25 protein-coding genes are annotated in these 26,350 nt (G+C 65.4%); 10 read left to right on the top strand and 15 right to left on the bottom strand.

The features are described 5' to 3' along the window. Positions 1-4 precede the first annotated feature (4 nt). Both ACT4OC_RS16685 and ACT4OC_RS16680 read left to right on the top strand, forming a co-directional pair. Complete coding sequence (locus ACT4OC_RS16685; RefSeq protein WP_444840112.1) at positions 5-982, top strand: Bug family tripartite tricarboxylate transporter substrate binding protein; 978 nt, start codon at positions 5-7, stop codon at positions 980-982. A 541-nt stretch (positions 983-1,523) separates the two neighbouring features. After that, positions 1,524-2,636 (top strand): TRAP transporter substrate-binding protein, encoded by a 1,113-nt coding sequence (locus ACT4OC_RS16680; protein ID WP_444840111.1) that lies wholly within the window; start codon positions 1,524-1,526, stop codon positions 2,634-2,636. 48 nt (positions 2,637-2,684) lie between these two features. Here the strand turns inward: ACT4OC_RS16680 and ACT4OC_RS16675 are convergent, their stop codons facing one another. Continuing rightward, positions 2,685-4,220 (bottom strand): TRAP transporter large permease, encoded by a 1,536-nt coding sequence (locus ACT4OC_RS16675; protein WP_444840110.1) that lies wholly within the window; start codon positions 4,218-4,220, stop codon positions 2,685-2,687. Positions 4,221-4,222: 2 nt separating this feature from the next. Next, a complete protein-coding gene (locus ACT4OC_RS16670) occupies positions 4,223-4,795 on the bottom strand; it encodes a TRAP transporter small permease subunit (RefSeq protein WP_444840109.1) in 573 nt (190 codons plus the stop codon). A 418-nt stretch (positions 4,796-5,213) separates the two neighbouring features. On the opposite strand from ACT4OC_RS16670, the gene ACT4OC_RS16665 reads away from it, so the two are divergent. Further along, positions 5,214-5,606: a VOC family protein gene (locus ACT4OC_RS16665; protein ID WP_444840108.1), complete on the top strand. Its 393-nt coding sequence runs from the start codon at positions 5,214-5,216 to the stop codon at positions 5,604-5,606. Positions 5,607-5,627: 21 nt separating this feature from the next. Here ACT4OC_RS16665 and ACT4OC_RS16660 read toward each other — a convergent pair whose 3' ends face one another. Further along, entirely contained in the window at positions 5,628-6,389 is a 762-nt protein-coding gene (locus ACT4OC_RS16660; RefSeq protein ID WP_444840107.1) for a slipin family protein, read from the bottom strand. A 19-nt stretch (positions 6,390-6,408) separates the two neighbouring features. Further along, a complete protein-coding gene (locus tag ACT4OC_RS16655; protein WP_444840106.1) occupies positions 6,409-7,776 on the bottom strand; it encodes an NfeD family protein in 1,368 nt (455 codons plus the stop codon). Between the two features lie 334 nt (positions 7,777-8,110). Here ACT4OC_RS16655 and ACT4OC_RS16650 point away from each other — a divergent pair, with 334 nt between their 5' ends. From ACT4OC_RS16650 to ACT4OC_RS16620, 7 genes are all read left to right on the top strand, one after another. Then, complete coding sequence (locus ACT4OC_RS16650) at positions 8,111-9,334, top strand: ABC transporter substrate-binding protein (RefSeq protein WP_444840105.1); 1,224 nt, start codon at positions 8,111-8,113, stop codon at positions 9,332-9,334. A gap of 82 nt (positions 9,335-9,416) precedes the next feature. Further along, on the top strand, positions 9,417-10,292 hold the full coding sequence (locus tag ACT4OC_RS16645) for a branched-chain amino acid ABC transporter permease (RefSeq protein WP_444840104.1): 876 nt from the start codon (positions 9,417-9,419) through the stop codon (positions 10,290-10,292). 9 nt (positions 10,293-10,301) lie between these two features. Continuing rightward, a complete protein-coding gene (locus ACT4OC_RS16640) occupies positions 10,302-11,378 on the top strand; it encodes a branched-chain amino acid ABC transporter permease (RefSeq protein ID WP_444840103.1) in 1,077 nt (358 codons plus the stop codon). Then, positions 11,375-12,100: an ABC transporter ATP-binding protein gene (locus tag ACT4OC_RS16635; RefSeq protein ID WP_444840102.1), complete on the top strand. Its 726-nt coding sequence runs from the start codon at positions 11,375-11,377 to the stop codon at positions 12,098-12,100. The genes ACT4OC_RS16640 and ACT4OC_RS16635 overlap by 4 nt, the downstream gene beginning before the upstream one ends. Further along, positions 12,097-12,810 carry an ABC transporter ATP-binding protein gene (locus ACT4OC_RS16630; RefSeq protein ID WP_444840101.1) on the top strand — a complete coding sequence of 238 codons (714 nt, stop codon included), beginning with the start codon at positions 12,097-12,099 and terminating at the stop codon, positions 12,808-12,810. The genes ACT4OC_RS16635 and ACT4OC_RS16630 overlap by 4 nt, the downstream gene beginning before the upstream one ends. Before the next feature lie 41 nt (positions 12,811-12,851). Then, on the top strand, positions 12,852-13,847 hold the full coding sequence (locus tag ACT4OC_RS16625; RefSeq protein ID WP_444840100.1) for an alpha/beta fold hydrolase: 996 nt from the start codon (positions 12,852-12,854) through the stop codon (positions 13,845-13,847). Beyond that, positions 13,844-14,407, top strand: coding sequence for a MarR family winged helix-turn-helix transcriptional regulator (locus ACT4OC_RS16620; RefSeq protein WP_444840099.1), 564 nt, complete (start codon positions 13,844-13,846; stop codon positions 14,405-14,407). Before ACT4OC_RS16625 ends, ACT4OC_RS16620 begins: the two co-directional genes overlap by 4 nt. 28 nt (positions 14,408-14,435) lie before the next feature. Here ACT4OC_RS16620 and ACT4OC_RS16615 read toward each other — a convergent pair whose 3' ends face one another. From ACT4OC_RS16615 to ACT4OC_RS16565, 11 genes are all read right to left on the bottom strand, one after another. Next, positions 14,436-16,046, bottom strand: coding sequence for an NAD-dependent malic enzyme (locus ACT4OC_RS16615; RefSeq protein WP_444840200.1), 1,611 nt, complete (start codon positions 16,044-16,046; stop codon positions 14,436-14,438). 145 nt (positions 16,047-16,191) lie between these two features. Beyond that, complete coding sequence (locus ACT4OC_RS16610) at positions 16,192-16,632, bottom strand: hypothetical protein (protein ID WP_444840098.1); 441 nt, start codon at positions 16,630-16,632, stop codon at positions 16,192-16,194. 99 nt (positions 16,633-16,731) lie between these two features. After that, the gene (locus ACT4OC_RS16605) at positions 16,732-17,124 is read right to left on the bottom strand and encodes a GrlR family regulatory protein (RefSeq protein ID WP_444840097.1); all 393 of its coding nucleotides are present in this window, start codon (positions 17,122-17,124) and stop codon (positions 16,732-16,734) included. A 90-nt stretch (positions 17,125-17,214) separates the two neighbouring features. Further along, positions 17,215-17,742, bottom strand: a complete 528-nt coding sequence (locus ACT4OC_RS16600; protein ID WP_444840096.1) for an NADH-quinone oxidoreductase subunit B family protein — start codon at positions 17,740-17,742, stop codon at positions 17,215-17,217. Then, complete coding sequence (locus ACT4OC_RS16595) at positions 17,742-19,256, bottom strand: hydrogenase large subunit (protein WP_444840199.1); 1,515 nt, start codon at positions 19,254-19,256, stop codon at positions 17,742-17,744. The genes ACT4OC_RS16600 and ACT4OC_RS16595 overlap by 1 nt, the downstream gene beginning before the upstream one ends. A gap of 6 nt (positions 19,257-19,262) precedes the next feature. Beyond that, entirely contained in the window at positions 19,263-20,714 is a 1,452-nt protein-coding gene (locus tag ACT4OC_RS16590; RefSeq protein ID WP_444840095.1) for a hydrogenase 4 subunit F, read from the bottom strand. Beyond that, complete coding sequence (locus tag ACT4OC_RS16585; protein ID WP_444840094.1) at positions 20,711-21,376, bottom strand: hydrogenase-4 component E; 666 nt, start codon at positions 21,374-21,376, stop codon at positions 20,711-20,713. Before ACT4OC_RS16585 ends, ACT4OC_RS16590 begins: the two co-directional genes overlap by 4 nt. Beyond that, positions 21,377-22,333: a respiratory chain complex I subunit 1 family protein gene (locus ACT4OC_RS16580; RefSeq protein WP_444840093.1), complete on the bottom strand. Its 957-nt coding sequence runs from the start codon at positions 22,331-22,333 to the stop codon at positions 21,377-21,379. Further along, positions 22,324-24,336, bottom strand: a complete 2,013-nt coding sequence (gene hyfB, locus ACT4OC_RS16575; protein ID WP_444840092.1) for a hydrogenase 4 subunit B — start codon at positions 24,334-24,336, stop codon at positions 22,324-22,326. Before hyfB ends, ACT4OC_RS16580 begins: the two co-directional genes overlap by 10 nt. Positions 24,337-24,348: 12 nt before the next feature. After that, complete coding sequence (locus tag ACT4OC_RS16570; protein ID WP_444840091.1) at positions 24,349-24,639, bottom strand: helix-turn-helix domain-containing protein; 291 nt, start codon at positions 24,637-24,639, stop codon at positions 24,349-24,351. A 106-nt stretch (positions 24,640-24,745) separates the two neighbouring features. Then, positions 24,746-26,257, bottom strand: a complete 1,512-nt coding sequence (locus tag ACT4OC_RS16565; protein ID WP_444840090.1) for a mannitol dehydrogenase family protein — start codon at positions 26,255-26,257, stop codon at positions 24,746-24,748. Positions 26,258-26,350 lie beyond the last annotated feature (93 nt).

Raw genomic sequence — 26,350 nt, 5'->3', positions numbered from 1 at the left:
AGACATGTTTCACATCGCAAGGCGGAGCGTTCTGGCTGCGCTCGTCGGCGCTGTACTCGCCATGCTGCCGCAAGCTGGCCACGCGGCCTTTCCGGAGCAGCTGATCAAAGTCATCGTCACCTTCCCGCCGGGTGGCAGCGCCGACATCGTCATCCGCGCGCTCGAGCCGGCGGTTGCGGCAGAGCTCAAGCAGAGCCTCGTGATCGAAAACCGGGCCGGCGCCGGCGGCAATATCGGCATGGCCGCGGTCGCCCAGGCCAAGCCTGATGGCTACACGCTTGGCGTTGCGCCCGCCGGCGCGCTGACGGTGAATCCGCATCTGAGCCAGGGAATGCCGTTCGATCCCAAGGATCTCGCGCCCATCACGCTGCTGGCGGAAATCCCGTTCGTGCTCGTGGCGTCCGGCGACGTACCGGTGCGCAACGTGGCGGAGACGGCGGCGCTCGCCAAGGCAAAGCCGGGCAAGCTGTCGATCGGTCATGGCGGCAACGCGACCGCGATGCATCTCACCGCTGCCCTGTTCACGCAGAAGGCCGGCGTCGCCATGGAACTCGTCCCGTATCGCGGCACGGCGCCGGCCACCGTCGACGTGCTGGCAGGCCACGTTCCCTTTGCGGTGCTGGATATCCCGGCATCGAGGCAGTTGATCCTCGAAGGCAAGCTCAAAGCCATCGGCGTGTCCGCCGCACGCCGGCTGCCGTCCTTGCCCGACGTGCCGACGCTGGCCGAGAGCGGCCTTGCCGGTTTCGAATCAGTCGGCTGGTTCGGCCTCGTCGCGCCCGCCGGCACGCCGGCCGAAATCGTCGCCAGGCTGAACGACGCCTTCGTCAAGGCGTTGAAGGATCCTTCGGTGGTCGAGAAGATCCGTACCCTCGGCGCCGAGCCCGCGCCGATGTCGCCCGAGCAGTTCGCGCGCTTCATCGCAAGCGAAAGCGAAAAATGGGGCAGGCTGGTCAAGGAGGCCGGAATCAAGGGGAATTAGGATCGACGCGCCGCGAGAATGAGCTGCGTTGGCCGAACCGCGCAGCAGCGTCCTTACGGCCCCTTCATCGCCTGCGAGAACGTCAGCACGCGAATTTAACCTGCACTGTGCGCCGTCACCAGACAATCCATGAAGCCGGCGAACTCGGCGGTGGCCACCAGACTCCCTTCTGCGCCCAGCGCCAGAAGCGCGTATGGACCGTCACGGATCGCGCGATGATGGACCAATACCGCTGATTTGCCCGACGTGTCAAGTCTTATTCCGGATTACCGAAGAAGCCGGCCGACGACGCAATGCTACTTTGCATGGGGTTGTTTTCCATATTTTGAGTTGAGGTCGCAATCTCCGAGAGCCGTGGCGGGCCTGCGCTCTCCCGCCTGCAATCCCGTCGACAAGCTGCGGCAAGTCGCCTTGCCGGCGGGCGCGGTCCGCATCGTTGTGGCGCAAGGCATCCAACTCGCGTAGGCTTCGCGCAGGCGGGCCCGCTAGCCCACCTGCTGCTTGTTAACAGGAGAAAACAAACAAGAGGGAGGAGCAAGTGATGCGATATACTTCGTTCGTCGCCGCGGCCCTGGTTGCCGCGGCCACCGCTACCCTGGGGCTTGCGGGTGCAGCGCACGCGCAGCAGGCCCGAACGCTTAAAGTGCAGTCGGCCGTGCCGCCGTCGTCCACGGCGCAGGATGCCTTGAAGTTCTTCGCCGAGCGGGTGGACAAGCTGACGGCGGGTCAGCTCAAGATCGAGGCCCTGCCGGGCGGCGCCATCGTTCCGCCGTTCGAGATTCTCGACGCAGCGCACAAGAAGGTGATCGACGGCGCCTGGGGCATCTCCTACTGGTGGTTCGGCAAGAACAAGGCTGCGACCCTGTTCGCCAATACCCCGGCCGGCATCGCCGGCATGGATCCCGTCGACTTCGTCGGCTGGGTCTATGAGGGCGGCGGCCTCGCCCTCTGGAACGAGTTCTACCAGAAGGAGCTCAAGCTCAACCTGGTTGCATTCCCCAGCATGCCGCCGAGCCCGCAGGCGCTCGGCTGGTTCAAGCGCCCGATCAAGGACCTCAACGACTTCCGCGGCATGAAGTGCCGACAGACGGGCATCGTCGCCGAGCTCTATTCCAAGATGGGCATGGCGGTGGTCAACATGCCCGGTGGTGAAATCCTGCCCGCCGCCGAGCGTGGCACCATCGACTGTGCCGAGTGGGTCGGCGGCATCGAGGACCAGCGGCTCGGGCTGCACACCGTGTGGAAGTACCACTACACGCCGGGCATGCACGAGAGCGCGTCGGTGGCCGAGATGGCCTTCAACAAGGAAGTGTGGGACAGCCTGCCGGACCAGAACAGGGAAGCGATCAAGTCGGCGCTTTCGGAAACGTTCCTGCGCTGGTGGGCGAGCTATCAGCGGCAGAACGCGGATGCGATCGCCGAATTCGCGGACAAGCACAATGTGAAGCTGCTGACTACGCCGCCCGAGATCAACCAGGCCTTCCTCAAGACCTGGGACGAGTTCGCGGCCGCCGAGTCGGCCAAGAACCCCTTCTTCAAGAAGGTCTACGACTCCCAGAGGGCCTATGCCGCCAAGGTGGTGCCGGCCAAGCGCTTCATGTTCCCGCCTTACGCGTTCCAGGCGGACTACTACTATCCGCCGAAGGAGAAGTAGCGCCGGAGAACAGGGATCGAGGGGCGGCGGCAGCGCCGCCCCTTTTTGCTACCTCACCGCATGCGGCAGCCACAGCGCGATTTGCGGCCACAGCAGCAGCAGGATGAGGGCAAAGACCTGGATCACCATGTAGTCGGCCATGCCCTTGTAGATCGTCGACAGGCTCCAGCTCGGCACCACGTTGCGCAGATAATAGGCCGACATGGCGACGGGCGGACTTAAGTAAGCGGTCTGCATGTTGACGGCGGTGAGCGTGCCGAACCAGATCAGCAGGTCGAGCTTGCCGAGGCCGAGCTGCAGCTTTTCCACCACCGGCAGGGCGATCGGCAGGAACACCAGGATGATGACAGGCCATTCGAACGGCCAGCCGAGGATGAAGAAGATCGCCATGATGAGGGCGAGCTTCCACCAGTCGCTCAAGGGGACCGCGAGCAGGTAGCTGGTGATCAGATTGGCCGAGCCGAGCTTGGTGAAGACGGCGCCGAACACGGTCGAGGCCACCGCCAGGAACAGCACCATGGCTGATGTCACCATGGTGCCGATGCCCGCATTGGTGAGCGACTTCACGCTGAGCCGGCCGTAGACGAACGCCAGGATGGTGGCGCCGAATGCCCCGCAGGAGGCGGCCTCGGTCGGCGTGGCGAGGCCCCCGACGATGGTGCCGAGCGTAAAGCCGATCAGCGCGCTGAGCGGCGCGATGCCAAGCACGACGGCACGGAAATAGGCGTTGCGGACATAGGCCAACGCCGCCAGCAGCGCCGGCGCCAGCGCTGCAACCGACACGCTGATCCTGCCGACCGTCACCGGGACGGGCGGGACGCCAACGAGGTCGAGCAGCACGCCGGCGAGCAGATAGACGATCGCCATGAGACAGAGCAGCGCCAGGACCAGCACCGGCATTCCCACCCTTTCGGTGGTCATCTCCTTGTAGGCGGTCTGGCGCTCCTCCATGGTCATGGCCGGGCCGAGCTTGGGGTTCATGAAGCTCCGGGTCAGTGTGTAGGCGATGTAGCAGCCGGCAAGCAGGAAGCCCGGACCGAGCGCCGCCGAGTAGAGCAGGTTGACGGGAACGCCCATCACCGGGCCCATCACCACCAGCATGACGCTGGGCGGGACGAGAATCCCGAGCGTGCCGCCGGCGGCGATCGCCCCCGAGGACAGCCGGGCGTCGTAACCGGTCTTGATCATCATCGGCGCTGCCATGATGCCGAGCACGGTGACCGCCGCACCGACGATGCCGGTCGCCATGGCAAAGATCGTCGCCGTCAGGATAACCGCCAGATAGAGCGAGCCGCGCACCGGTGCGAGCAGGCTGCGCATGGCGCCGAACAGGCGCTCCATCAATCCGGCCTGCTCCGTCATGTAACCCATGAAGATGAACAGCGGCACGGCCGGAAAGATCTCGTCCTTCATCGTGCCCCAGATCTGCAGGTAGCTGAGGTTGAAGGTCTGCTCCCAACCCAGGCCGAAGCCACCGAACACGATTGCGAGAAACAGCAGCGTGAAGGAAATCGGGAAACCGATGAAGATGACGGCGACCATGCCGACCAGCATGACGAGACCGAGAAACTCCGAAAAGCCCATGCTCAGACCTCGATCTTCTCGTGCTTGGTCAGGAACTCGCCGGTGCGCCATGCCCACAGGCTCTTCATCAGCTCCGAGATGCCCTGCAGCGCCAGCATGAAGGCGGTGAGCGGGATGACCCCGCGCAGCGGCCAGATTATCGGCGTCCAGGCCCCGGAGCTCGAGCGTTCGTCGATCGACACCGAGTAGAGGAAGTCGTCGATCGAGATGTAGAACAGCACGGCCATCGTCGGCAGGAAGAACACGATGAAGGCGAGGCTGTCGATCATGCCCTTGGTCCGGTCCGAAAACCCCTCCCACAGCATGTCGGTGCGCACATGGGCGCCCTTGAGCAGCGCCAGCGCCGATCCCAGCATGAACAGCGCGGCATACGACATGGTCGTCACATCGAGCGCCCAGATGGTGGGGCTCCTGAGCAAGTAGCGGGCGAAGACCTCGTAAACGTTTGCGAGCACCAGGGGGATGATGAAGAGCACGAACAAGTAGCCGGTCAGCGTCGTGAACCTGTCGATGGTCCGGATGACCGCCAGGAAGGGCCGTGGCGGCATGGGCTTTGGCAGGGAGGTGCTGGTCATTTGCAGTATCCAGAGGCGGTCTGCGGGAAGATTGGCGGGCTTGGCGTCGGCTCTTTCGGCGTGAAGTCTCGCTTGCCGGCTGCGGTCGCCGGCAGCGGCCGTCCGATCCGGTTCTATTTTGACCGGGCGGCCGGGCATGTGCCAGACCGCGCAACATTGCCGGCTTCGCGGCATTGTTGATCGTTGGCGGCGCCTTGGCAAGGCTGACCGGCTCGACTGGCAGGATCCGGTGGCTCCGATATCTGCGCGACGGCCGCGGGTTGAGATCGTCCGCGCTCTTCACCGCGCCGTTTGGTCCCGCGAGCGGCGCATCCGCTCGCCTGGCTTTCGATCACATTGCAGTTGCGAACGGTCGATCGGGCGGAACCGTCCTTCGGCGACAGGCTTATCGACGTACTCAGGTGCGGAGGCTTTCCACATGGCCGTCGACTTCAACCACACCATCCTCTCGACCCGCGACAGCAAGGCCTCGGCCGATTTCCTCGCCGGGATATTGGGATTGCCGCCGCCGCGGCGCTGGGGACCGTTCTACATGGTCACCACCGCCAACGACGCCAACCTCGACTACATGAACATCGACGGCGAGATCGCCCGCCAGCACTATGCTTTCCTGGTCGGCGATGCCGAGTTCGACGCGATCTTCAGCCGCATTCGCGAGCGGAAGCTGACCTGGTGGGCCGATCCCGGCCGCAAAAAGCCCGGCGAGATCAACGACCACGACGGCGGGCGCGGTCTCTATTTCGAGGACCCGAACGGTCACCTGCTCGAAATCATCACGCGCCCCTATGGCAGCGGCGGCTGGAATCCGTGAGGGCTGTGGCCGGAGGTGCGTTCACGTTGACTCGCTCTTTGGACCGAAACGTTCGAGCAGATTGACCGGGAGCGGAAAGACCACGGTCGAGGACCGCTCGCCGGCGATGTCGTGCAGTGCCGCGAAATATCGCAACTGCATCGCCTCCGGCTGCTGAGCGAGGATCCGGCCGGCTTCGACCAGCTTCTCGGCCGCCTGCTGTTCGCCCACCGCGTTGATCACCTTGGCGCGCCGCAGCCTTTCTGCCTCGGCCTGCTTGGCGATGGCGCGCACCATGGTTTCATTGAGATCGATGTCCTTGATCTCGACGGCGGTGACCTTGATGCCCCACACGTCGGTCTGCTGGTCGAGGGTCTCCTGTATGTCGGCGTTGAGCCTGTCCCGCTCGGCGAGCATCTCGTCCAGCTCGTGCTTGCCGAGCACCGAGCGCAGGGTGGTCTGAGCCAGCTGGCTGGTCGCGGCCATGTAATCGCCGACCTTGATGATCGCGCGCTCGGGATCGACGATGCGGAAGTAGAGAACGGCGTTCACCTTGACCGAAACGTTGTCGCGCGAAATGACGTCCTGCGGCGGCACGACCTGCACCGTCACCCTGAGGTCGACCTTCACTAACTGCTGCACGACGGGAATGAGGATGATGAGCCCCGGTCCCTTCACGGCGGTGAAGCGGCCCAGCGTGAACACCACGCCGCGCTCGTATTCGCGCAGGATGCGGATGGCGGAAGCCAGAAATATGATGATGAGCACCGCGAACGCGGCATAGGTCAGATAATCAAGCATCATGACGGACCTCTCTCGTCGGTCAGCGCGGAAGGCGCCGTACCACCAGCGTCAAATCGTTGATGTTGGCTACCTCGACCACATCTCCCGGTTTGAAGGCTTCGATGCCGCGGGCCTTCCAGCGCTCACCTTGCGCGAAGACGTGACCTTCGTTTTCGGACCAGTCGAGAACCTCGGCAGGGACGCCGTTCATGGCTGCCGCGCCAACCCGTATCGGTCCCTTGCGGGCGCGCCAGACCGAGCCGAGCACGACGAGCATGAGGCCGGCGAACATTGCAGTCGCCAATCCGACCACCGTCCATGACAGCCGGTAGCCCGGCGCTTCGAACTTGAAGAGCATCACCGCGCCGAGCGCAAAGGCGACCAGTCCGCCGACGCCGAGGACGATGGTCGGGTTGAAGGCCTCGATGGTCAGAAGCGCGATGCCGATCAGGATCAGGGCGAGGCCGGCATAGTTGATCGGCAGCAGATTGAGCGCATAGAGGGCCAGCAGCAGGCAGATCGTGCCGACGATTCCCGGCGCCACAGCACCGGGGGAGGTGAATTCGAAGATCAGGCCGTAGATGCCGATCAGCAGCAGAATCAGCGCGACGTTCGGATTGGTGATGACGGCCAGGAATCGCGAAACCCATCCGGGATCGATCGCTTCGACGGTGGCGCCCTTTGTCGCCAGGTGTCGCCTTTCGCCGGCGATCTCCACCGCGCGACCATCGACTTGCCTCAACAGGTCGGCCGCGTCCCGGGCGACGATCTCGATGACGCGCTCCTGCAGCGCGGCGTTGGCGGAGAGGCTGGCGGCCTCTCGGACGGCCTTCTCGGCCCAGTCGGCATTGCGGCCGCGCAGTTCGGCGAGGCTGCGGATGAAGGCGACGGCATCGTTCGTCGCCTTCTCGGCCATGGTGTTCTTCGGCCTTTCCTTCGTTTCCTTGTCGTTCTTGTCGGGGGTGCCGCCCGGAAGTCCCGGCATGGGATTGCCAATCTGCACCGGCGTTGCGGCACCAAGATTGGTGCCGGGCGCCATCGCCGCGACATGGGTGGCGTAAAGAATGTAGGTCCCGGCGCTGGCTGCATGGGCGCCCGATGGTGCAACATAGCCGATGACCGGAACGGGGGACGCCAGCAAGTCGGCTATGATCTCGCGCATGCTGGTGACCAGTCCGCCTGGCGTGTTGAGACGAAGAACCACAACGGCGGCGCGGCGCTCGGCGGCCTTGGCCAGGCCGTCCTTGACGTAGCCGGCCGCCGCCGGTCCGATCGCACCGTCGATCGAGATGGTCAGGACAAGGCTGCCGTTCTCCCCCGCACCGGCCGGAAGGGGAGAGAGAGCCGGGGCGACGGCTACGATCGCCGCAACGATGGCCGCAACGATGGCCGCCTGTATGGTCCGCACGGCAAGGCCTCCCTTGCAATTGGATATGGGCTGCAAGTTGCAAATCTCAATGCCCGCCCGGCTCCGGCTGTGGTCTGGGTGCGCCGTTGTGCGGTGCGATTGCTCGCGGCGTGGTGAGACCGCCGCTCGCCGCCATTTTCGCCAATGCGGGGTGCAAAGGAGCGCTGCACCGGACCGGTGCGGAATCGCGCGTCCGGATACGACAGCAGCTTTGTCCAATCGACGCCTGCCGCGCCGCAGATTGACGGTTGGCGGTCGATAGGACTATAGAATACTAATTAGTACGAGACGGTACTATTACATAACACGTCCGTACCCCAGGGAGGAATGGATCATGCTTCGACAAGCCCCTCTTGCAGGTACAGCGCTGCTCGCGCTGGCTCTCTTTGCCCTGAATCCGCCGGGCCGCGCTCTGGCCGCCGACGACGTCAAGGTCGGCGTGCTGCTGCCCCTGTCAGGACCGGTCGCGCCGATCGGACAGAATAACCGGCGCGGCCACGCGCTTGCGATCGACGAAGTCAACGCAGCCGGCGGCGTCAAGTCGCTCGGCGGCGCCAAGCTCGTGATCGTCGATGGCGACACGCAGGGCAACCCGAAGGTCGGAATCCAGGAAGCCGAGAAGCTGGTGACGCAGGGCGTCGCCGCCATTCTCGGCGCCTACCAGTCCAATGTGACGTTCCCGAGCACGCAGGTCGCGGAGAAGGCGGCGGTCCCCTATATCGACCCGGTTGCCATCGCCGACACGATCACCGAAGGCCGGAACTTCAAATATACATTCAAGGTGGCGCCGAAGGCGTCATGGTACGCGCGCGACCAGCTGAAGTTCATCAAGTGGGTCGGCGAAAAATCCGGAAAACCGATCAAGCGCGTCGTCCTCATGTATGAAGACACGCTGTTCGGGCAATCCACCTCGAAGGGTCAGGAAGCTTCCGCCAAGGAGCTTGGCATGGAGGTGGTCGAGAAGATCGCCTATCCGGCGGAAAGCCCGGACATGACGCCGACCATCTCGCGAATCAAGCAGATCGCGCCCGATGCGCTGGTTCTGGTGTCCTATATCGCCGACGCCGTGCTGATCACGAAGACCATGAAGGAGCTCGGCGTCAACGTTCCCATCATGGGTACCTCGGCCGGTCACATCGATCCCGCCTACATCACCAACCTCGGCCCGCTCGCTGAAAACAGCTTCACCGTCGGCGAATGGAATCCGGACCTGAAAAAGAAAGGCGCCGCGGAAATCGCCGCGCGCTTCCAGGCCAAGTTCGGCGTGCCGATGAACGGCCACGCCGCGGAGACCTACATGTCCACCATGGTGCTGGTGGATGCGCTGGAGCGCGCGGGATCGGCGGATCGCGCCAAGCTGCGCGAGGCGCTGACCAAGACCAACATCTGCGGCGAACGCAATATCCTGCCCTATAATTGCATCCGCTTCGAAGCGTCGGGGCAGAGTCCGGAAGGCCAACTCGTCATGCTCCAGGTCCAGAACGGCAAGTTCGTGTCGGTTTGGCCGCCCGAGGTCGCCGCGGCGTCGCCGGTCTATCCGGTTCCGGCCTGGAAATAGGGCTGATCCACGATCCGGCGCGCCGTTCACCGCGGCGTGTCGGGTTCCTGCCGAGCGGCCGGGCCGCAGAACGGGTAACCGCGTGAATTCCATCGTCCTGGGACAAACCATCGTCAGCGGCCTGCTGCTCGGCGGCATTTTCGCCCTCGTCGCCGTGGGGCTGACGCTGATCTTCGGCGTCATGCGCATCCTGAATTTCGCGCATGGCGACTTCCTCATGCTCGGCATGTATTTCGCGTTCCTGCTGTCGGTTCTGTTCGGCATCGATCCCTATGTATCGGCGCTGCTGTCGCTGCCGGTGTTCTTCGCGCTGGGTTGGGCGATTCAGTCTCTCCTGATCCGGCCGGTGCTGCAGGCGCCGGAAAGCATCCAGATTCTGCTCACCGTCGGGCTGTCGCTGCTGCTGCAGAACCTTGCGCTGTTCCTGTTCAGTCCCGATTTCCAGAGCCTGCGTGTCTCCTACGGCGGCAACACGGCCACGATTTTCGGCGTATCCGTCAGCTATGTACGAGTCGTCGCCAGCATCGTGGCGGTTGCCGCCAGTGCCGGGCTCTTTCTCTTCCTGCGCGGAACCGACGTCGGCAAGGCGCTGCGCGCCTGCGCCGAGGAGCGGCTCGGCGCGATGGCGGTCGGGCTCTACGTCGATCGCATGTACAACGTCGCGTTCGGCCTCGGCATCGCCTGCGTCGGGCTCGCGGGCGTGCTGATGACGCCCTTCTTCTATATCGCCCCGCAGGTCGGGCTGCCCTTTACCCTGACCGCCTTCGTCGTCGCCGTGCTCGGCGGGCTCGGCAGCCTGCCGGGCGCCCTGATCGGAGGTTTCGTGATCGGGCTGATCGAAAGTCTCGGCGAGCTGTTCATGCCGTCGCCTTCCATGAAGCAGATCGCGACGTTTTCGGTGTTTTTGGTGATCCTGCTGCTGCGGCCGCAGGGCCTGTTCGGCGGCAAGTTGACCTGAGGGCCTACCATGAAGCGAGCCGCTGTCGCAGCAATGGTCCTGTTCCTGCTGACGCTCCCGCTCTTCGCCGGGAGCGATGCGGTCGCGCGCGTCATGCCGCGCGGCCTGAGCGGCTCGGCGCTGCTCAACGTCTTCCTGCTGATCTTCCTGTTCGGCTTTCTCGCGCAGAGCTGGAACATCCTCGGCGGATTTGCCGGCCAGCTCTCGCTCGGGCACGCCGCGTTCTTCGGTCTCGGCGCCTACAGCTCGACGCTGCTTTATACCGAGTTCGGCGTCTCGCCCTGGCTCGGCATGCCCGTCGGCATGGCGGTGGCGGGCTCATTCGGTCTGGCGATCGGCTTCGTCAGCTTCCACTATCGCCTCGTCGGTCCGTTCTTCACGCTCGCGACCATCGCCTTTGCGGAGCTGATCCGGCTCACCGCGCTGCATCTGAAGTTCACCGGCGGCTCGATGGGCATCCTCATTCCCCTGCAGGGCGACAGCTTCTGGCACTTCCAGTTCACCGGCAAGGCCCCGTACTACTACATCGCGCTGGCCATGCTTGCCGCGGTCACGGCGCTGATCTGGTGGATGTCGCGTTCGCGCATCGGCCATTATCTTCACGCCATCCGCCAGGATGAGGATGCCGCCGAGGCGATCGGCATCGATACCCGTCGCTACAAGCTGATCGCCGCAACGCTCAGCGCGGCGCTGACCGGGGCCGGGGGAACGCTCTACGCGCAATATACCCAGTACATCGTGCCCGACGACGTCTTTGCCGTCGGCATGTCGGTCGAGATCATCCTGCGCGCCATCGTCGGCGGATCGGCCACCGTGTTCGGACCGGTGGTCGGCTCGTTCATCCTGACTCCGGTCGCAGAGGCGACGCGCGTGCTGTTCTCGGGCGGCGGCTCGGGCGCTGCGATCGTCAAGCTGTTTGCATCTGACGCCTCGCTCGAGGCCAAGCTGTCGGGCTATTTCAAGTTCCTGGCCGCGGGCGGCGGGGGCGGGGGCGCGTTGATGCTGTACGGCGCCATCCTGATCTTCACCTGCCTCGCCATGCCGGCGGGTGCGATACCGTGGCTGCGCAGGAGGTATCGCGCATGACCCGGCTTCTCGATGCATCCGGCGTCACTGTCGCCTTCGGCGGACTGACCGCGGTCAACGCAGTCAGCTGCCACGTCGACGAGGGCGAGATCGTTGGCCTGATCGGCCCGAACGGCGCCGGCAAGACGACGTTCTTCAACGCGATTTCCGGCTTTCGCCAGCCTGACCGCGGCACGGTGACCTTCAAGGGCCGGAACATTCTGGGCCTGCGCTCTCACAAGATCAGCCGCATGGGCATGAGCCGCACTTTCCAGATCGTGAAACCGTTTCCGGAGATGACCGTGCTCGACAACGTCATGGTCGGTGCTTTCAGCGTTCATGCTTCCCCGGCACGCGCACGCGAGGCCGCACTGCAGGCGCTGGAGGCCGTTCGGTTCGCCGGCTGGGCGCACCGGCTGGCCTCGGATCTTCCGGTAGCCGGCCGCAAGAGGCTGGAAGTCGCCAAGGTGATGGCGTGCGATCCGAAACTCATCCTGCTCGACGAGGTGATGGCCGGGCTCACTCCTTCCGAGCACAACGAGATGATCGATGCGGTGCGCAACATCCGCAACTCCGGCATTACCGTCATGATCATCGAGCATGTCATGCCGGTCATCATGAATCTGTGCGACCGCATCTATGTCCTGCATCACGGCGATCTCATCTGCGAGGGTGCGCCCGCCGCCGTGGTCCGCGATCCCGAGGTGGTGCGGGCCTATCTGGGCGAGGATTTTGCGCTATGACCGCCGTCCTGGAAGTGCGAGGTCTGTCTGCCGGCTACGACGGCGTTGCGGTCGTGCGCGGCGTCGACCTCGCGGTCGAGGCCGGAGGCATCGCCACCATCGTCGGCGCCAACGGTGCCGGCAAGACCACGATCATGCGCGCCCTGTCCGGCGTGCTGCGGCCGGTCGAGGGCGCCATCCTCTTCGAAGGCGAACCGATCGAGGCGTTGCCGCCCCATGAGATCGTCGCGCGCGGCCTCGTCATGGTGCCGGAGGGCCGCAGGTTGTTTCCTTCGTTGAGCGTTCTGGAAAATCTCGAGCTCGGCGCGTACCAGCCGCATTGCCGCGGCCGTCGCAGGGAAAACATGCAGCGAATGTTCGAGCTGTTTCCGCGGCTTGCCGAACGGCGCGGGCAGCGTGCCGGGACGCTGTCCGGCGGCGAGCAGCAAATGGTCGCGATTGCCCGCGCGCTGATGAGCATGCCGAAGGTCCTGATGCTCGACGAGCCTTCGCTCGGGCTCGCGCCGGTGATCGTCGCCACGCTGTTCGAGATCGTCAAGGGCATCAATGCCGCGGGGACGACAGTGGTGCTGGTCGAGCAGAATGTGAAGCATGCGCTGGCGATCTCGGCGCAGGCCTGGGTTCTCGAAAACGGATCGATCGTGCTGGGCGGAAGCGGTCCCGCGCTGCTGACGGACGACAAGACGCGCCGCGCCTATCTCGGGATGTAGCCATCGCCTGCGTATTTCCTCCAGCCGCCTCACGACAGATCATGCTCCTCGCAACCAACGAACCGACTCCCGCAACGCGCACCCGTCGCATCGACGCCGGCGACGGCGTTTGCCTCGGCATGCTGGAGAAGCCGGCAGGCCGCATCGGCGCGAGCGGGCCGCCGGTTCTCCTCGTCCACGGCGCCACCCTCGGCGCGGCGCTGTTCGACATCGGGCTGCCGGGCTATTCGCTGATGTCCGAGTTCTCCCGGCGCGGCCGGCCGGTCTATGCCGTCGATATCAGGGGATACGGAAGCTCTTTGTCCGGTGCGACAATGGACGCGCCGCCGGCGGACAACCCGCCTTTCGCCCGGCTGGACGACGCCGTGTCGGACGTCGGAGCAGCATCGGCCTTTGTCCGCGAGCGCAGCGGCAGCGCGAGTGTCGACCTGGTCGGATTTTCCTGGGGCTCCGTCGTCGCCGCGGCGTTTGCCGGCCGGCGCCCCGAGCGGGTTCGGCGCCTCGTTCTCTATGCGCCGCTGTTCGGCGAAAGGAACGATCTGTGGCGCGCCCGCATCGGCGATCCCGGCGATCCCTCGCGGATATCCCCGGATATCGGATGCTATCGCCTGATCTCGCGCGACGACATCCGCAAGCGATGGGATGCCGACATCGGATCGGACGATCCGGACCGGCTGCGCGCCCCCGAGATGCCGGATGCGGTATTCGATGCCCTGGCCGGGCTCGATCCGCTGACCGGTACCCGTTCGCCGCCGGCGTTCCGTTCGCCTGCGGGCGCGCTCGCCGACTTGATCCAGATCTTCAACGGCAAGCCGCTCTACGACCCGGCGCGGATTTCCACGCCCACGTTGCTGGTCCGGGGGGCGGACGATACGACCTCCACGGATGCCGATTCGAAGAACCTGCTGCGGTTGATTGCCTCCGCCTCGAAGGACTATCAGGTGATAACGCCCGGTTCGCATTTTCTTTGTGTCGAACGGAATCGACAGGAGTTGTATGACCGGATTGCCGCCTTTTTTGAAAGACCGATGCCTTGAGAACGCAAGCCAGCAGGAAGAAGCCCGCCGAACGCTCCGCCGTGTCGCGGGGCAAGCCGCTGACCGTATGGCAGCCGGAAGCCGAGATCGCGCATGATCTGGTGCTGGCCGCGATCCTGAAGGACAACCCCATTCCGGTCGCCTACCGGCTGAACTACGTCGCCAATTTCTATGTCGGTCCGCTGATCAAGAAGATGGAGCGGCAATACCGGATGTCGCGCCCGGAATGGGTCGTACTTTTCTGTCTGAACCAGCAGCCGAACCTGAACGCGCAGAAGATCAGCCAGGTCACCGGCCGTCCCAAGACCAGCATCTCGACCGCGGTCAAGCAGCTGCAACGCAAGAAGCTGATCGTGCGCCACGCCGACAGCGCCGACGCCCGCCGCCAGGTGCTGCGCACCACGGAGGCCGGCCAGAGGATCTACAGGGCCATCCTGCAGAGCTTCGTGGCGCGCGAGGCCGACATGCTGGCCTGCCTGCGCCGCAGCGAGCAGGAATTGCTGATGGACCTGCTCGACAAGATGATCAAGAAGGGCAGCCACTGGGCGCGGATCTACTGAGCGGCGCGCCCGCGCTGCTATCCGCACCTCAATAATGCGGATCGTACATCTGCGCTTCGATGAATCCCGACAAGTCGTTCGGCGGCGGGCCGTCGGCGAGGCCGTTCTGATAGGCGACGCTCGCCACTGCCGTTGCGATCTTCGCCGAGACCTCGCGGATGCGCGGCAGCGCCGGATAGAGGCTTCCCTGACCGAGATCGTCTGTTTTGACGCAGTCGGCGAGCGTGTGCGCGGCAGTCATGAACATCTCGTCGGTGACCAGCCGCGCGCTGCTCGCGATGGCGCCGAGCCCGACGCCCGGGAAGATGTAGGAATTATTGCCCTGCCGCGGCACAAAGGTCGTTCCGCTCAGCTTTACCGGATCGTACGGACTGCCGCAGGCGAACAGGGCGCGTCCCTCGGTGTAGCGATAGGCGTCTTCCGCCGAGCATTCAGCCTTCGAGGTGGGATTGGACAGCGCAAACACGATCGGCCGCTCGTTGAGCCCGGCCATGAGACGAAGCACCTCGGGGGTGAAGGCGCCGCCGACCGCGGCCACCCCGACGATCGCCGTCGGCTTCAGCGTTTCGATCGCGGTCGCAAAATCGGAGATCGTGGCGTGATCGTGGGCGTAGCGCAGCTTGTGGCCGGAAAGGCCGTCGCGGCCGCGCACCACGAGCCCGCGGGAGTCCACCAGCCAGTTGCGCTGCAACGCTTCTTGCTCCGTGGCGCCCTCGGCCATCATTGCGGAAACCACGAGGTCCGCGATTCCCGTAGCGGCCTCGCCGGCGCCGAGGAACAGCAGCTTCTGGTCCTTCAACTTGCCGCCGCTGACGCGCAGCGCCGAGAACAGGCCGGCGAGCGCGACCGCCGCCGTGCCCTGGATGTCGTCGTTGAAGACGCAGGTCTTCTGGCGATATTTGTGCAGCAGGCGGAAGGCGGAGTGGTTGGCGAAATCCTCGAACTGGATCAGCACGCCCGGAAAGGTCGCGCGCGCCGCCGTCATGAATTCGTCGACGAATTCGTCATAGGCAGCGCCCGTCAGGCGCTTCTGCCGCAGCCCGAGATAGTAGGGATCGCGCAGCAATTCCTCGTTGTTGGTGCCGACATCAAGGACAACGGGCAGGCACAGTTCGGGATGCACGCCGGCGCAGGCCGAATACAGCGACAACTTGCCGACCGGAATGCCCATGCCATTGGCGCCGAGATCGCCGAGGCCGAGGATGCGCTCGCCGTCGGTGACGACGATGAGCTTGGCGGGATAGGGCCAGTTCTTCAGCACTTCGGCGATATGGCCGCGCTCATTGGCGGAAATGAACATGCCGCGCGGCCGCTGGAAGATCAGGCCGTACTTCTGGCAGGCCAGCCCGACCGTCGGCGTGTAGATGATCGGCTGGATCTCGTCGATGTTGTCGCAGACGATGCGGAAGAACAGCGCCTCGTTGCGGTCGTGCAAGGCGTTGAGCGCGACGTACTTCTCCAGATCGGTCGGCAGGTTGCGCATGTTGGTCAGCACGCGATCGGCCTGCGCCTGCATCGTCAGCACGCAAGGCGGCAGCAGCCCACGCAATCCGAGTTGCTCGCGCTCGCTAGCGGAGAAAGCGGTGCCCTTGTTGAGAAGGGGATCGCGGAGCAGGGTCATGCCGTGAAGCAACGTCATGCCCTGGAATGGCGCCGGCTGTTTGCCGGTCTTGTCAGGCTGGTGCACGCGTTCCCCCACACGATACTTCGAGATGACGATAGTCACACCCGTTCGCGGCCGAAGGCAAGACGAAATGCCGTTTTGCGGCGATGCGGGAAGATGGTCAATCCTGCAGGAAAAGCCGGCGCGGAAGCTTGTAGGATTTTACCCACTCCTCCCATACGACGTCGGTTGGAAGGAAGGCTTCCTGCACGACGACCCACGACGCGCCGCTGCGACGCAGCAGCGCGAGGACCAGGTCGCTGTCGAGATCGGCAATATAGTCCCTGGCATATCGCGTCCTGCGATAGTCGATCCGCCCGCCGGCTTCGGCGCGTGGATGCACTTCCGCAAATGCCCAGTCGCCGAATACGGCCAGCCGCTCGACTTCGAAGATGACCTTGATGCCGAGCCGCCGCTCGACCGGCACGCGTACGACGTCGAGGATCGCCTTACGCTCGGGCGAGCCGCGCGGAACGAGGACGATCGACTGGGCTTCGGCGTGCGTGGCCGGAAAGACGGCTGCCGACGTCAGAATGGCAAGTATCGTGCGTCGGGACAACATGACGGCGCGTTCCGGGACATGGCGCTGACGGCTATCCATACGCAACCATGGCGCGCGGCTCCTTGATACGAATCAACCGGCGGCAAATGAGGGCTTTGCTCACGCCGGCACCTTCAGCGTCAACTGCGCGCGGAATGGAATGCTGTAGCTGCCGACCAGCGCGGTGCCGTCGATGTCGGCGGTGCCCTCGGCATAGCTGCCGGTGAAGCCGCAGGTCACCTCGCGGCCTCCGAACACGAGGTTGAGGCCGGGCGCTTCGGTGTGCTGGTGCACGATCATCTCGCCGCGCCACTTGCCGCGGCTGAAGGAATAGGAGCCGGTGTAATAGAAGAGGCTGTCGCCGCCCATGATGACCCCGCCGCGCAGCACCGCGATGCCGGTGGCGCGGCCCTGCTTGAGGCCCGTCATCTCGATGCCGAGCGTGTAAAGCCCGTCCCGCACGGACTCGCCGTCGGCGCCCGCGGAGCTGTCCGGTCTTTCCGCAACTCTCACGATTGCATCCCTTCTTGCGGCGGATACGGCATTACAGCCGCTTCCACGGCCGGCCGCAACGGATGTGCCGTCGCGATGCCACGGTTGCGTTCACGTCCCGGCGGTCGCCGCGGTTTCGAGCAGGGCCAGCAGGCCGCGGAGGATTTCGAGCGGCGGCGGCGGGCAGCCGGCGATGTGCAGGTCGACCGGCACCACCGCCGACACGCCGCCGGCGACGGCATAGCTACCGGCAAAGCAGCCGCCGTCGCGGGCGCAGTCGCCGACCGCGACCACCCATTTCGGGTTGGGCGTGGCGGCATAGGTCCGCTCCAGCGCCATGCGCATGTTTTTGGTCACGGGACCGGTGACCAGCAGCACGTCGGCATGGCGGGGCGAGGCGACGAAGCGCAGGCCGAACCGCTCGAGATCGTAATAGGCGTTGCCGAGCGCGTGGATCTCGAGCTCGCAGCCGTTGCAGGAGCCGGCATCGACCTCGCGGATCGACAGCGAGCGGCCGAGCCGCCGCCGCGCGACGTTCGCAACCGCCGCGCCGATTTCCGCCAGCGCCGCGTCGTCGACGGAGGGCGCGGGCTCGGTGAGCGACATCTGCGCGAGACTCTGGAACAGCAGCTTGCGCATCAGAGATCGTGCCCCGAATAGGAACAATTGAATGACTTGTTGCAGAGCGGGAAGTCGGCAACGATGTTGTCCTCGATCGCGGCCTCCAGCAGCGGCCACTGGAACCAGGAGGGATCGCGCAGATGGCAGCGCGCGACGCGGTTGCCTGCATCGAGCCGCAGCCAGACGAGGATGTCGCCGCGGAATCCTTCGACCAGCGCCATGCCCTCGCAAGGCATGCTCGCGGCGGGCAGATCTATCCGCAGCGCGCCTTGCGGCATGTGGTCGAGCAGCTGCGCGACCAGCGACAGGCTCTGCTCGATTTCGCGGATGCGGATCCAGACCCGTGCGTTCACGTCGCCGGCTTCGAGCACGGGCACCTCGAAGGCGAGCTTGTCGTAGGGCGCGTAGGCGAGATTCTTGCGGACATCGAAGCTGCGGTTGCAGGCGCGGCCGATATACCCGCCGGGCGCATATTGCCGGGCGAGGTCCGGCTTCACCGTTCCAGTGGTCACGGTGCGGTCCTGCAGCGAGGCGGTGTTGTCGTAGAGTTCGACCAATGCCGGGAACAGCGCCTTGATGTCGGCGATCAGCGTGCGGATCGCGGCCATACCGCTGCTGGCGATATCCGTCGTCACGCCGCCGGGCACGATGCGGTCGCGCATCAGGCGGTGGCCGAACGCGGCATGCGCGGCGCGCAGCACCTTTTCGCGCAGCACGGCGCAATGGGCCTGGATCAGCGCGAAGGAGGCGTCGTTGCAGATGGCGCCGAAGTCGCCGAGATGATTGGCGATGCGCTCCATTTCCGCCATCAGCGCCCGCAATTGCGACGCGCGGGGCGGCGCCTCGACGCCGAGCGCGGCTTCGACCGCGCGCGCAAAGGCGAAACCGTAAGCCACTGTGCTGTCGCCGGAGGTGCGCGCGGCGAGCCTGCTTGCTGCTTCCAGCGTCGCACCGGCCATCAAGCCTTCGATGCCCTTGTGCACGTAGCCGAGCCGCTGCTCCAGCCGCACCACCGTCTCGCCGTTGGCGGTGAAGCGGAAGTGGCCAGGCTCGATGATGCCTGCGTGCACCGGGCCGACCGGAATCTGGTGCAGCCCGTCGCCTTCGATCGGCAGGAAGGCGTAGGCCTTGTCGATCGGTGCGGGCTCGGGCGTCGTGGCAAGCGGATGCCGGACGTCCCAATTGCCGTGATCGAGCCAGCCGCGCCGGTCGGGAAGGCCGACCGGGTCCAGCCCGAACAGGTCGCGCAGGCTACGCTCGAGGCGCAGCGCGGGCGGATGATGCAGGGCGACCGACGGATAACGCCGGTCCTCGCAAGCGAGGCTGAGGGCGGCGATACACTCGTCGGCCTCATCGCGCAGCGCCATGTGGACGCTGTCCGCCTCGCCCCACAGCCCGAGCAGCTGCCATTGCCCGGAGGCCAATCCCGCAATCGCCTCGTTCCACATTTCCGCCGTGGCGGCGATGCGCGGCCATGGGCGATGGTTCGCTGCGATGTCGCCCCTGCGCAGGATTTCGTTGAGGCCCGCCATCATCAGCTACCCCAGAATCTCGGCGACGTGGCGGAACCAGTTCACCAGCGTTGCCGGCAAGTAGACGCCTGCGATCAGCACGAGGCCGAAATGCACGACCATCGGCACGTAGGAGGCATCCGACGGCGCGATGCTGCCGGTCGGCTCGCCGAAGGCAAGGCCGTTGAGATGCTGGAACAGCGCGCCGAGCGCCAGCAGGATGCCGAGCACCAGGGGAATGGCGAGCAGCGGCTCCCGTGCGAACGTGGAGCTCACCACCAGAAATTCGCTCATGAATACGCCGAACGGCGGCAGGCCGGCGATCGCGACCACGCCGATCACGAGACTCCAGCCGAGCCAAGGATGCGTCTGCGTCAAGCCGCGGATGTCGGCGATCTTTTGCGTGCCCTTGATCTGCGCGATGTGGCCGACGGCAAAGAAGATCCCCGACTTGGTCAGACTGTGCATCGCCATATGCAGGAGGCCCGCGAAATTCGCCACCGGCCCGCCCATGCCGAAGGCGAAGGTGATGATGCCCATGTGCTCGATCGAGGAATAGGCGAACATCCGCTTGATGTCGCGCCGGCGGTACAGCATGAAGGCGGCGAACAGCAGCGAGACGAGGCCGAGCGTCACCATCAGCGGGCCTGGCGCGATGGCGCCGGGGTTGGCGGCGAGCAGGATCTTGAAGCGCAGCACCGCGTAGAGTGCGACGTTGAGCAGCAGGCCCGACAGCACGGCCGAGATCGGCGTCGGGCCCTCGGCATGCGCATCGGGCAGCCAGGCGTGCAGCGGCGCCAGCCCAACCTTGGTGCCGTAGCCGAGCAGCAGGAAGATGAAGGCGAGGTTGATCATGGCCGGATCGAAGTCCGCGGCCCTGGTGACGAGCACCGTCCACACCATGCCGTTGAGGCCTTCGCCGACCACCGGCAGCGCGGCCATGTAGACGAGGATGGTGCCGAACAGCGCAAGGCCGATGCCGACGCTGCCGAGGATGAAGTATTTCCACGCCGCTTCCAGTGCCTCGTGGGTGCGGTAGATGCCGACCATCAGCACGGTGGTGAGCGTCGCAAGCTCGATGCCCACCCACATCAGGCCGATGTTGTTGGCGGTGAGCGCGAGGTTCATGCCGCCGATCATCACCTGATACATGGCGTGATAGAAGCGCAGGTAAGTAGGCGTCAGCCGTCCGCTCTCGAGCTCGTGCCCGATATAGCTCGCCGAGAACACGCTGGTGGTGAAGCCGACGAACGCGTTCAGCACGATGAAGACGATGTTGAGATCGTCGACGAAGAGATACGGACCGTGCCCGCCGTGGTCGCCGAAGAACAGCGAAACCGAGGCGAGCAAGGTCAGGCCCGAAGCCAGCACGTTGAGGCGCGAGGAGATGCGGTAGCCGGGAAGCGCCGCAAAGACCGCGGCCGCGACCAGCGGGATGACGAGGACGGCGATGACGCCGGTCGAGGCGGCGATGATCATCGGCGCTCTCCGCGAAACCGGTCGAGCGCCTGCACGTCGACGGTGTCGAAGCGCTCGCGGATGCGGAACAGGAACACGCCGATCACGAAGAAGGCGATCAGCACCGAGAAGGCGACGCTGATCTCGACCACCAGCGGCATGCCGCGCGCGCCGGCTGCCGCAAGGACGAGGCCGTTTTCCAGCGACATGAAGCCGACCACCTGGCTCACGGCGTTGCGCCGGCTCACCATCATCAGCAGGCCGAGCAGCACCACGGAAAGCGCAAAGGCGAGATCCTCTCGCGCCAGCCGATCGGCACCCGGCGTCAGCTTGAGCATCACCGTCATCGACAGCGCGACCAGCCCCATGCCGACCAGCATGGTGGTGCCGGAGCCGATCACGGTCTCGATTTCGCGGTGGATGCCGAGGCGTTGGATGATCCGGTGCAGGCCGACCGGCACGACGATCGCCTTGAACACCAGCGCGATGAAGGCGGTGATGTAGAGATGCGGCGCGTGCTGGACATAGGCCTGCCAGGCGACCGATGCCGACAGCAGCACCGCCTGCAGCGCAAAGGCGTTGAGCAGCGCATAGAGACGGTGCTGCGTGATCATCAGGAAGCTGATGAGCACGAGGCCGCCGGCCAGGAGATGCGCAACGTCGAAGGTGAGCCCGTGTCCCATCTACAGGCTCCTCGATACGAACAACAGCAGCGTGCCGAGCAGGCCGAGCATCAGGGCGCCGCCGACGAAGTCCGGCAGGCGGAACACGCGCATCTTGGCGATGGCGGTCTCGAACACGGCCAGCAGGAAGCCCAGCACGCCGAGCTTTGCGAGATAGAAGCCGAAGCCGGCGAGGTGGCCCGCCGTCGAGCCTTGGGGCTCGGCCAGCGTCCAGGGCAGGAAGATGCAGCCGATCAGCGAGAGATAGAGCAGGAGCTTCACTGCCGCCGCAAGCTCGATCATGGCGAGATGGCGGCCGGAATATTCCAGCACCATCGCCTCGTGCACCATGGTGAGTTCGAGATGCGTCGCCGGGTTGTCGACGGGAATGCGGCCATTCTCGGCGATCGCCACGATGATGAGGCCGACCAGCGCCAGTCCGAGCGAGACGCGCAGACCCACCTCGGTCGAGGACAGGAGGTCGGCGACCGCCGACAGCTGCGTCGAGCGCGCGACCAGCGCCATCGTGAAGACTACGAGGAGCATCGCGGGCTCGGCGAGCGAGGATATCATCACTTCGCGGCTCGAGCCGATGCCGCCGAAGGCGGTGCCTACATCCATGCCGGCGAGCGCGAGGAAGAAACGGGCGCTGGCCAGCAGCGCGATGATGGCGATGAGGTCGGCGGACCAGCTGAACAACAGCCCCGTCGCGAAGGTCGGCACCAGCGCGGCGGCGACCCAGGTGGTGGCAAAGATCACATAGGGCGCGACGCGGAATATCCACGAGGCGTTATCCGCAACCACGACCTCCTTCTTCAGCAGCCGCAGGATGTCGCGATAGGGCTGCACGACCGGCGGGCCGCGGCGGCGGAGCAGCCGCGCCTTCACCTTGCGCACGAAGCCGGTCAGCAGCGGGGCTGCCGCGAGCACCAGCAGCATCTGCATCAGCTGAACGAGGAGGGCGGAAATCAGCTCCATATCGCAAGCACCAGCAACAGCGCGACCAGCGAGAAGAAGACGAGACTGAGATATCGCCTGATCGTGAGGAACTGCAGATGATTGAGTTGCAGCGACGCGAATTCGACGGCGCCGGCAACGGGCTGGTACAGCCAGGTCCAGACGGGATCGGTGACCGTGAGCGAGAAGCGGGCGGGCCCGACGTCGCCGGGCGCCGGCATCGTCACCTCCTCGTGCACGGCGGAGCTGCGCGCGAGGAGGACGCGGCGGATCGGTTGCGCAAAGCTGCTGCCGGAATATTGCGTCAGCGGGCTCGCGTCGGGGAAACCGCAATCCCAGGCCGGTCCACGGCGGATCGCATGCGACGCGAAGCGATGAATGGCCCACACTGCCAGCATCGCGGAGGTCGCGATGAACAGGAATACCAGCAGGCCGTTATAGGAGCTGCCGCTGGCGATCGCCGGAACGATTGTCAGCCATGGCTGGCTCGCCTGCAGCGGCAGCGCACCGCCGGTGAGCTGCCGCGTGATCGGCGCAACCGAATCGATGAGCAGGCCCGGTACGATACCGGTGATCAGGCAGAGCACGGCCAGCAGCGCCATCGCCGCGAGCGAGAAGCGGTCTACCTCCTGCGCGGTTGCAGCCTCGTTGCTGCGCGGGCGGCCGAGGAAGGTGATGCCGAACGTCTTGACGAAGGTCGCGCCGGCAAGGGCTGCCGCCAGCGCCAGCAGTCCGCCGACCGCCGGCACCATGACCTTCAGTGCCCATTGCGGCAGGTCGGGGCTGAGCAGGATGGCCTGGAAGGTCAGCCACTCCGACACGAAGCCGTTGAGCGGCGGCAGCGCGGAGATCGCGGTGCAGCCGACCAGGAACAGGAAACTCGAGACGGGCATGCGATGGATCAGTCCGCCGAGCCGGTCCATGTTGCGTTCGCCGGTCGCGACCAGCACGGCGCCGGCGCCGAAGAACAGCAGGCCCTTGAACAGGGAGTGGTTGAGGACGTGCAGCAGCGCGGCGGTCATCGCAAGCGCGGCGGCGGCTTCCATCGCATTGGCGCGGAAGGCGAGCCCGAGCCCAAGCCCGATGAAGACGATGCCGATGTTCTCGATCGTCGAATACGCGAGCAGCCGCTTGATGTCGTCCTGCATCAAGGCCTGCAGCACGCCGAGCACGGCCGAGAGGCCACCGACGGCGAGCACCAGCGCGCCCGACCACCATGGCAGGGGTCCTGCGAGATCGAACACGATGCGGATGAAACCGTAGACGGCGACCTTGGTCATCACGCCGCTCATCAGCGCCGAGACGTGGCTGGGAGCGGCCGGATGCGCCAGCGGCAGCCAGGCATGCAGGGGCACGAGGCCGGCCTTGGATCCCGCACCGATCAGGACGAGCACCAGCACGAGCGCGGCGGTCAGCGGCGTGCGGGTGCCGGCGCGGATGGCCTCGAACGTATAATTGCCGTCGGGTCCGGTCAGCAGGCCGAGCGCCAGCAGCAGGGAGAGCGTGCCGATGCTCGCCATGATCAGATAGACGAAACCGGCGCGCCGGTTCTCGGGGTCGTGATGATGCGCGATCACCAGCGCCCAGGAAGCGAGCGACATGAATTCCCAGGACAAGAGATAGCCGAACGCGTCGTTCGCCATCACGACCAGATTCATGCCGGCGAGGAAGGCGGGGAAGAACGGCAGCACGCGATGCGGCTCATCCTCATGCTGGCCATAGCCGAGCGCATAGAGGCTTGCGGCGGCGCCGCCGATATTCACGACGCAGAGGAAGAAGGCCGCCAGCGCATCGACGCGGAAATGCGCTCCGGTCCAGGGCAAGCCGATGGGAAGCACGAGACCGGCGGGCGCGCCGCGGCCGGTGAGGGCGGCAACCGAAGCGGCAACTGCCGCGACGGTGATGACCAGCGTCGCGCCGTAGACGATCGATGTCGCCGCTTGGGACCGCGCGCTAGCGATGGCCAGCAGTGCAACCCCCAGCAACGCGGCAGCGCAGAGCATGAGGAACGCAACAGATGTCATCGAGATGCTTCCCTAACGATCCTTGCCCGCGTTCTTGTCCGGACGTGGATCGGAGCGCGCAGTCCGCAACCGGATGCCGCGGCCACCGCCCTGGCTGGAGGCGTTGTCGCCGATCAATTCGATGCCGGCTCGGTCAAGCGCGCCGATCAGCTTCATCAGGGAATCGACATTGCCCCGAATGACGCCGTCGCTTGCCTCCATCCGCTGGATGGTGGGAACCGACAGGTCCGACAATTCGGCGAGCTGGCGCTGATCGACGCCGAGGAGCGCCCGCGCGGCTCGCAACTGTGCCGAGGTAATCATGGCCTGAGGATCGATGATCGCGTGTCTCGGGCACATGCTAGATATCAATGTATTTATGTCAACTATAATCGTATGGATATCCATATTGATGTGCTGTGCATCATCTTTAGTCCGCCGCGAGAACCTGGCGCGCTCCCAGCCGATAGAGCCGCGCGATCGCTTCGGTGACCGTGCCGGCAACGCGGGGATCAGTCCCGAATGTGCCGAACACTGACTCGACCGCAAGCAAGGCTGGTGCCAGACGCTCGGCAACCGGGCCGGCCTCGCGCGCGATCGCGGCCAGCTTTCCCGCGATCGGGTCGCGCACGTCGATCTCCCTGTCCCGCTCGTCGCGCCCGGTGACGTAGCGCATCCAGCCTGCGACGGCGAGCGCGTGGGTATCGATCGGCAGGCCGAGCTGCAGCCGGTCGGACATCGCGGCGAGCAGCCGCTGCGGCAGTTTTTGCGAACCGTCCATGGCGATCTGCCAGGTGCGGTGATGCAGCGCCGGATTGGCAAAGCGCGTCAGCAGCGACGCTTGATAGGCCGCAAGGTCGGTGCCGTCGGGCATCTTCAGCGTCACCGCGGCCTCTTCCATCACGCGGGCGGCAAAGGCCGCAAAGTGCGGGTCCGCCATGGTGGCGGCGATGGTCTCGTAGCCTGCGAGATAGCCGAGATAGGCCAGCGCCGAATGGCTGGCGTTGAGCAGGCGCAGCTTCATGTGCTCGAACGGCGTCACATCGCTGACGAGCTGCACGCCGGCCGCGGAGAGATCCGGCCGTCCGCACGCAAAGCGATCCTCGACGATCCACTGCGTGAAAGGTTCGGTGATGACGGGCCAGGCGTCGGTCATGCCGAGTGCGGACGACACCGTCGCGCGATCGGTATCCGTCGTCTCCGGCACGATCCGGTCCACCATGGTGCAGGGGAAGGTGGCCTCGTCTTCGATCCATCGGCCGAGATCCTCCGACCGCAGCGCGGCGAATCGGGTAACGATGCGCTGCACGGTCTTGCCGTTGGCGGAGAGATTGTCGCAGCAGAGAATCGTAAAGGGCGGGACGCCGGCTTGCCTGCGGCGCGCCAGCGCTTCGACCAGGAAGCCGGCGGCCGAACGCGGCGCCTGCGGGCTGGCAAGATCATGCACGATGTCGGGATGGGCTTCGTCCAGCTCGCCGGTTTGCGGCGTGTGGCAATAGCCCTTTTCGGTGACGGTCAGAGATACGATGCGCGTTGCTGGATCGGCCATCCGCGCGATCAGGCGCTCGGGATCGTCATTGCCGACTTCCATCGCGAGAAGCGAGCTGATCACCCTGATCTCCGTGCCCGTGCCGGAGCGAACGGTTAGCGCATAGAGACAATCCTGCGGGGCGAGCGCGTCGCGCGTGTCTGGACTGCGCAGACTGGCGCCGACGATGCCCCATTCGGCAGAGCCGGCCGCCAGCAGGTCGTCGATGACAACCGCCTGGTGCGCGCGGTGAAAAGCGCCGACGCCGAGATGAACGATTCCGGGCCTGACCGACGAGCGGTTATAGCAGGGGCGTCGGATCGCGGCCGGGAGCCGGGCGAGGGAGGCGTTGGTAAGGCGCAAAATGCCTCCAATCGGGCTCGAACTGGGGATTTTCCGCCGTTCGCTTGACATGTTCTCCCATTTCCGTCAATTGTTCGGTCAATTGGTCAGGCCAATTATCCAATATTGGCTGAGCCGGACAGGGATGGAGCCGACCCGAAACGG

This window comes from Bradyrhizobium sp. (assembly GCF_052389815.1).
GTDB lineage: Bacteria > Pseudomonadota > Alphaproteobacteria > Rhizobiales > Xanthobacteraceae > Bradyrhizobium.
The sequence above is the reverse complement of the archived record's forward strand: the minus strand, read 5'-3'. Positions and strand labels throughout refer to the sequence as shown.

Coding starts and splice junctions, on each gene's coding strand:
- ACT4OC_RS16675 (WP_444840110.1), bottom strand. CDS start 4,220: ATGGGCTTTTCGGAGTTTCTCGGTCTCGTCATGCTGGTCGGCATGGTC.
- ACT4OC_RS16585 (WP_444840094.1), bottom strand. CDS start 21,376: ATGGGACACGGGCTCACCTTCGACGTTGCGCATCTCCTGGCCGGCGGC.
- ACT4OC_RS16570 (WP_444840091.1), bottom strand. CDS start 24,639: ATGATTACCTCGGCACAGTTGCGAGCCGCGCGGGCGCTCCTCGGCGTC.
- ACT4OC_RS16670 (WP_444840109.1), bottom strand. CDS start 4,795: ATGACCAGCACCTCCCTGCCAAAGCCCATGCCGCCACGGCCCTTCCTG.
- ACT4OC_RS16630 (WP_444840101.1), top strand. CDS start 12,097: ATGACCGCCGTCCTGGAAGTGCGAGGTCTGTCTGCCGGCTACGACGGC.
- ACT4OC_RS16615 (WP_444840200.1), bottom strand. CDS start 16,046: ATGACGTTGCTTCACGGCATGACCCTGCTCCGCGATCCCCTTCTCAAC.
- hyfB (WP_444840092.1), bottom strand. CDS start 24,336: ATGACATCTGTTGCGTTCCTCATGCTCTGCGCTGCCGCGTTGCTGGGG.
- ACT4OC_RS16685 (WP_444840112.1), top strand. CDS start 5: ATGTTTCACATCGCAAGGCGGAGCGTTCTGGCTGCGCTCGTCGGCGCT.
- ACT4OC_RS16580 (WP_444840093.1), bottom strand. CDS start 22,333: ATGGAGCTGATTTCCGCCCTCCTCGTTCAGCTGATGCAGATGCTGCTG.
- ACT4OC_RS16610 (WP_444840098.1), bottom strand. CDS start 16,632: ATGTTGTCCCGACGCACGATACTTGCCATTCTGACGTCGGCAGCCGTC.
- ACT4OC_RS16635 (WP_444840102.1), top strand. CDS start 11,375: ATGACCCGGCTTCTCGATGCATCCGGCGTCACTGTCGCCTTCGGCGGA.
- ACT4OC_RS16625 (WP_444840100.1), top strand. CDS start 12,852: ATGCTCCTCGCAACCAACGAACCGACTCCCGCAACGCGCACCCGTCGC.
- ACT4OC_RS16590 (WP_444840095.1), bottom strand. CDS start 20,714: ATGATCATCGCCGCCTCGACCGGCGTCATCGCCGTCCTCGTCATCCCG.
- ACT4OC_RS16640 (WP_444840103.1), top strand. CDS start 10,302: ATGAAGCGAGCCGCTGTCGCAGCAATGGTCCTGTTCCTGCTGACGCTC.
- ACT4OC_RS16565 (WP_444840090.1), bottom strand. CDS start 26,257: ATGTCAAGCGAACGGCGGAAAATCCCCAGTTCGAGCCCGATTGGAGGC.
- ACT4OC_RS16665 (WP_444840108.1), top strand. CDS start 5,214: ATGGCCGTCGACTTCAACCACACCATCCTCTCGACCCGCGACAGCAAG.
- ACT4OC_RS16600 (WP_444840096.1), bottom strand. CDS start 17,742: ATGCGCAAGCTGCTGTTCCAGAGTCTCGCGCAGATGTCGCTCACCGAG.
- ACT4OC_RS16680 (WP_444840111.1), top strand. CDS start 1,524: ATGCGATATACTTCGTTCGTCGCCGCGGCCCTGGTTGCCGCGGCCACC.
- ACT4OC_RS16650 (WP_444840105.1), top strand. CDS start 8,111: ATGCTTCGACAAGCCCCTCTTGCAGGTACAGCGCTGCTCGCGCTGGCT.
- ACT4OC_RS16595 (WP_444840199.1), bottom strand. CDS start 19,256: ATGGCGGGCCTCAACGAAATCCTGCGCAGGGGCGACATCGCAGCGAAC.
- ACT4OC_RS16660 (WP_444840107.1), bottom strand. CDS start 6,389: ATGATGCTTGATTATCTGACCTATGCCGCGTTCGCGGTGCTCATCATC.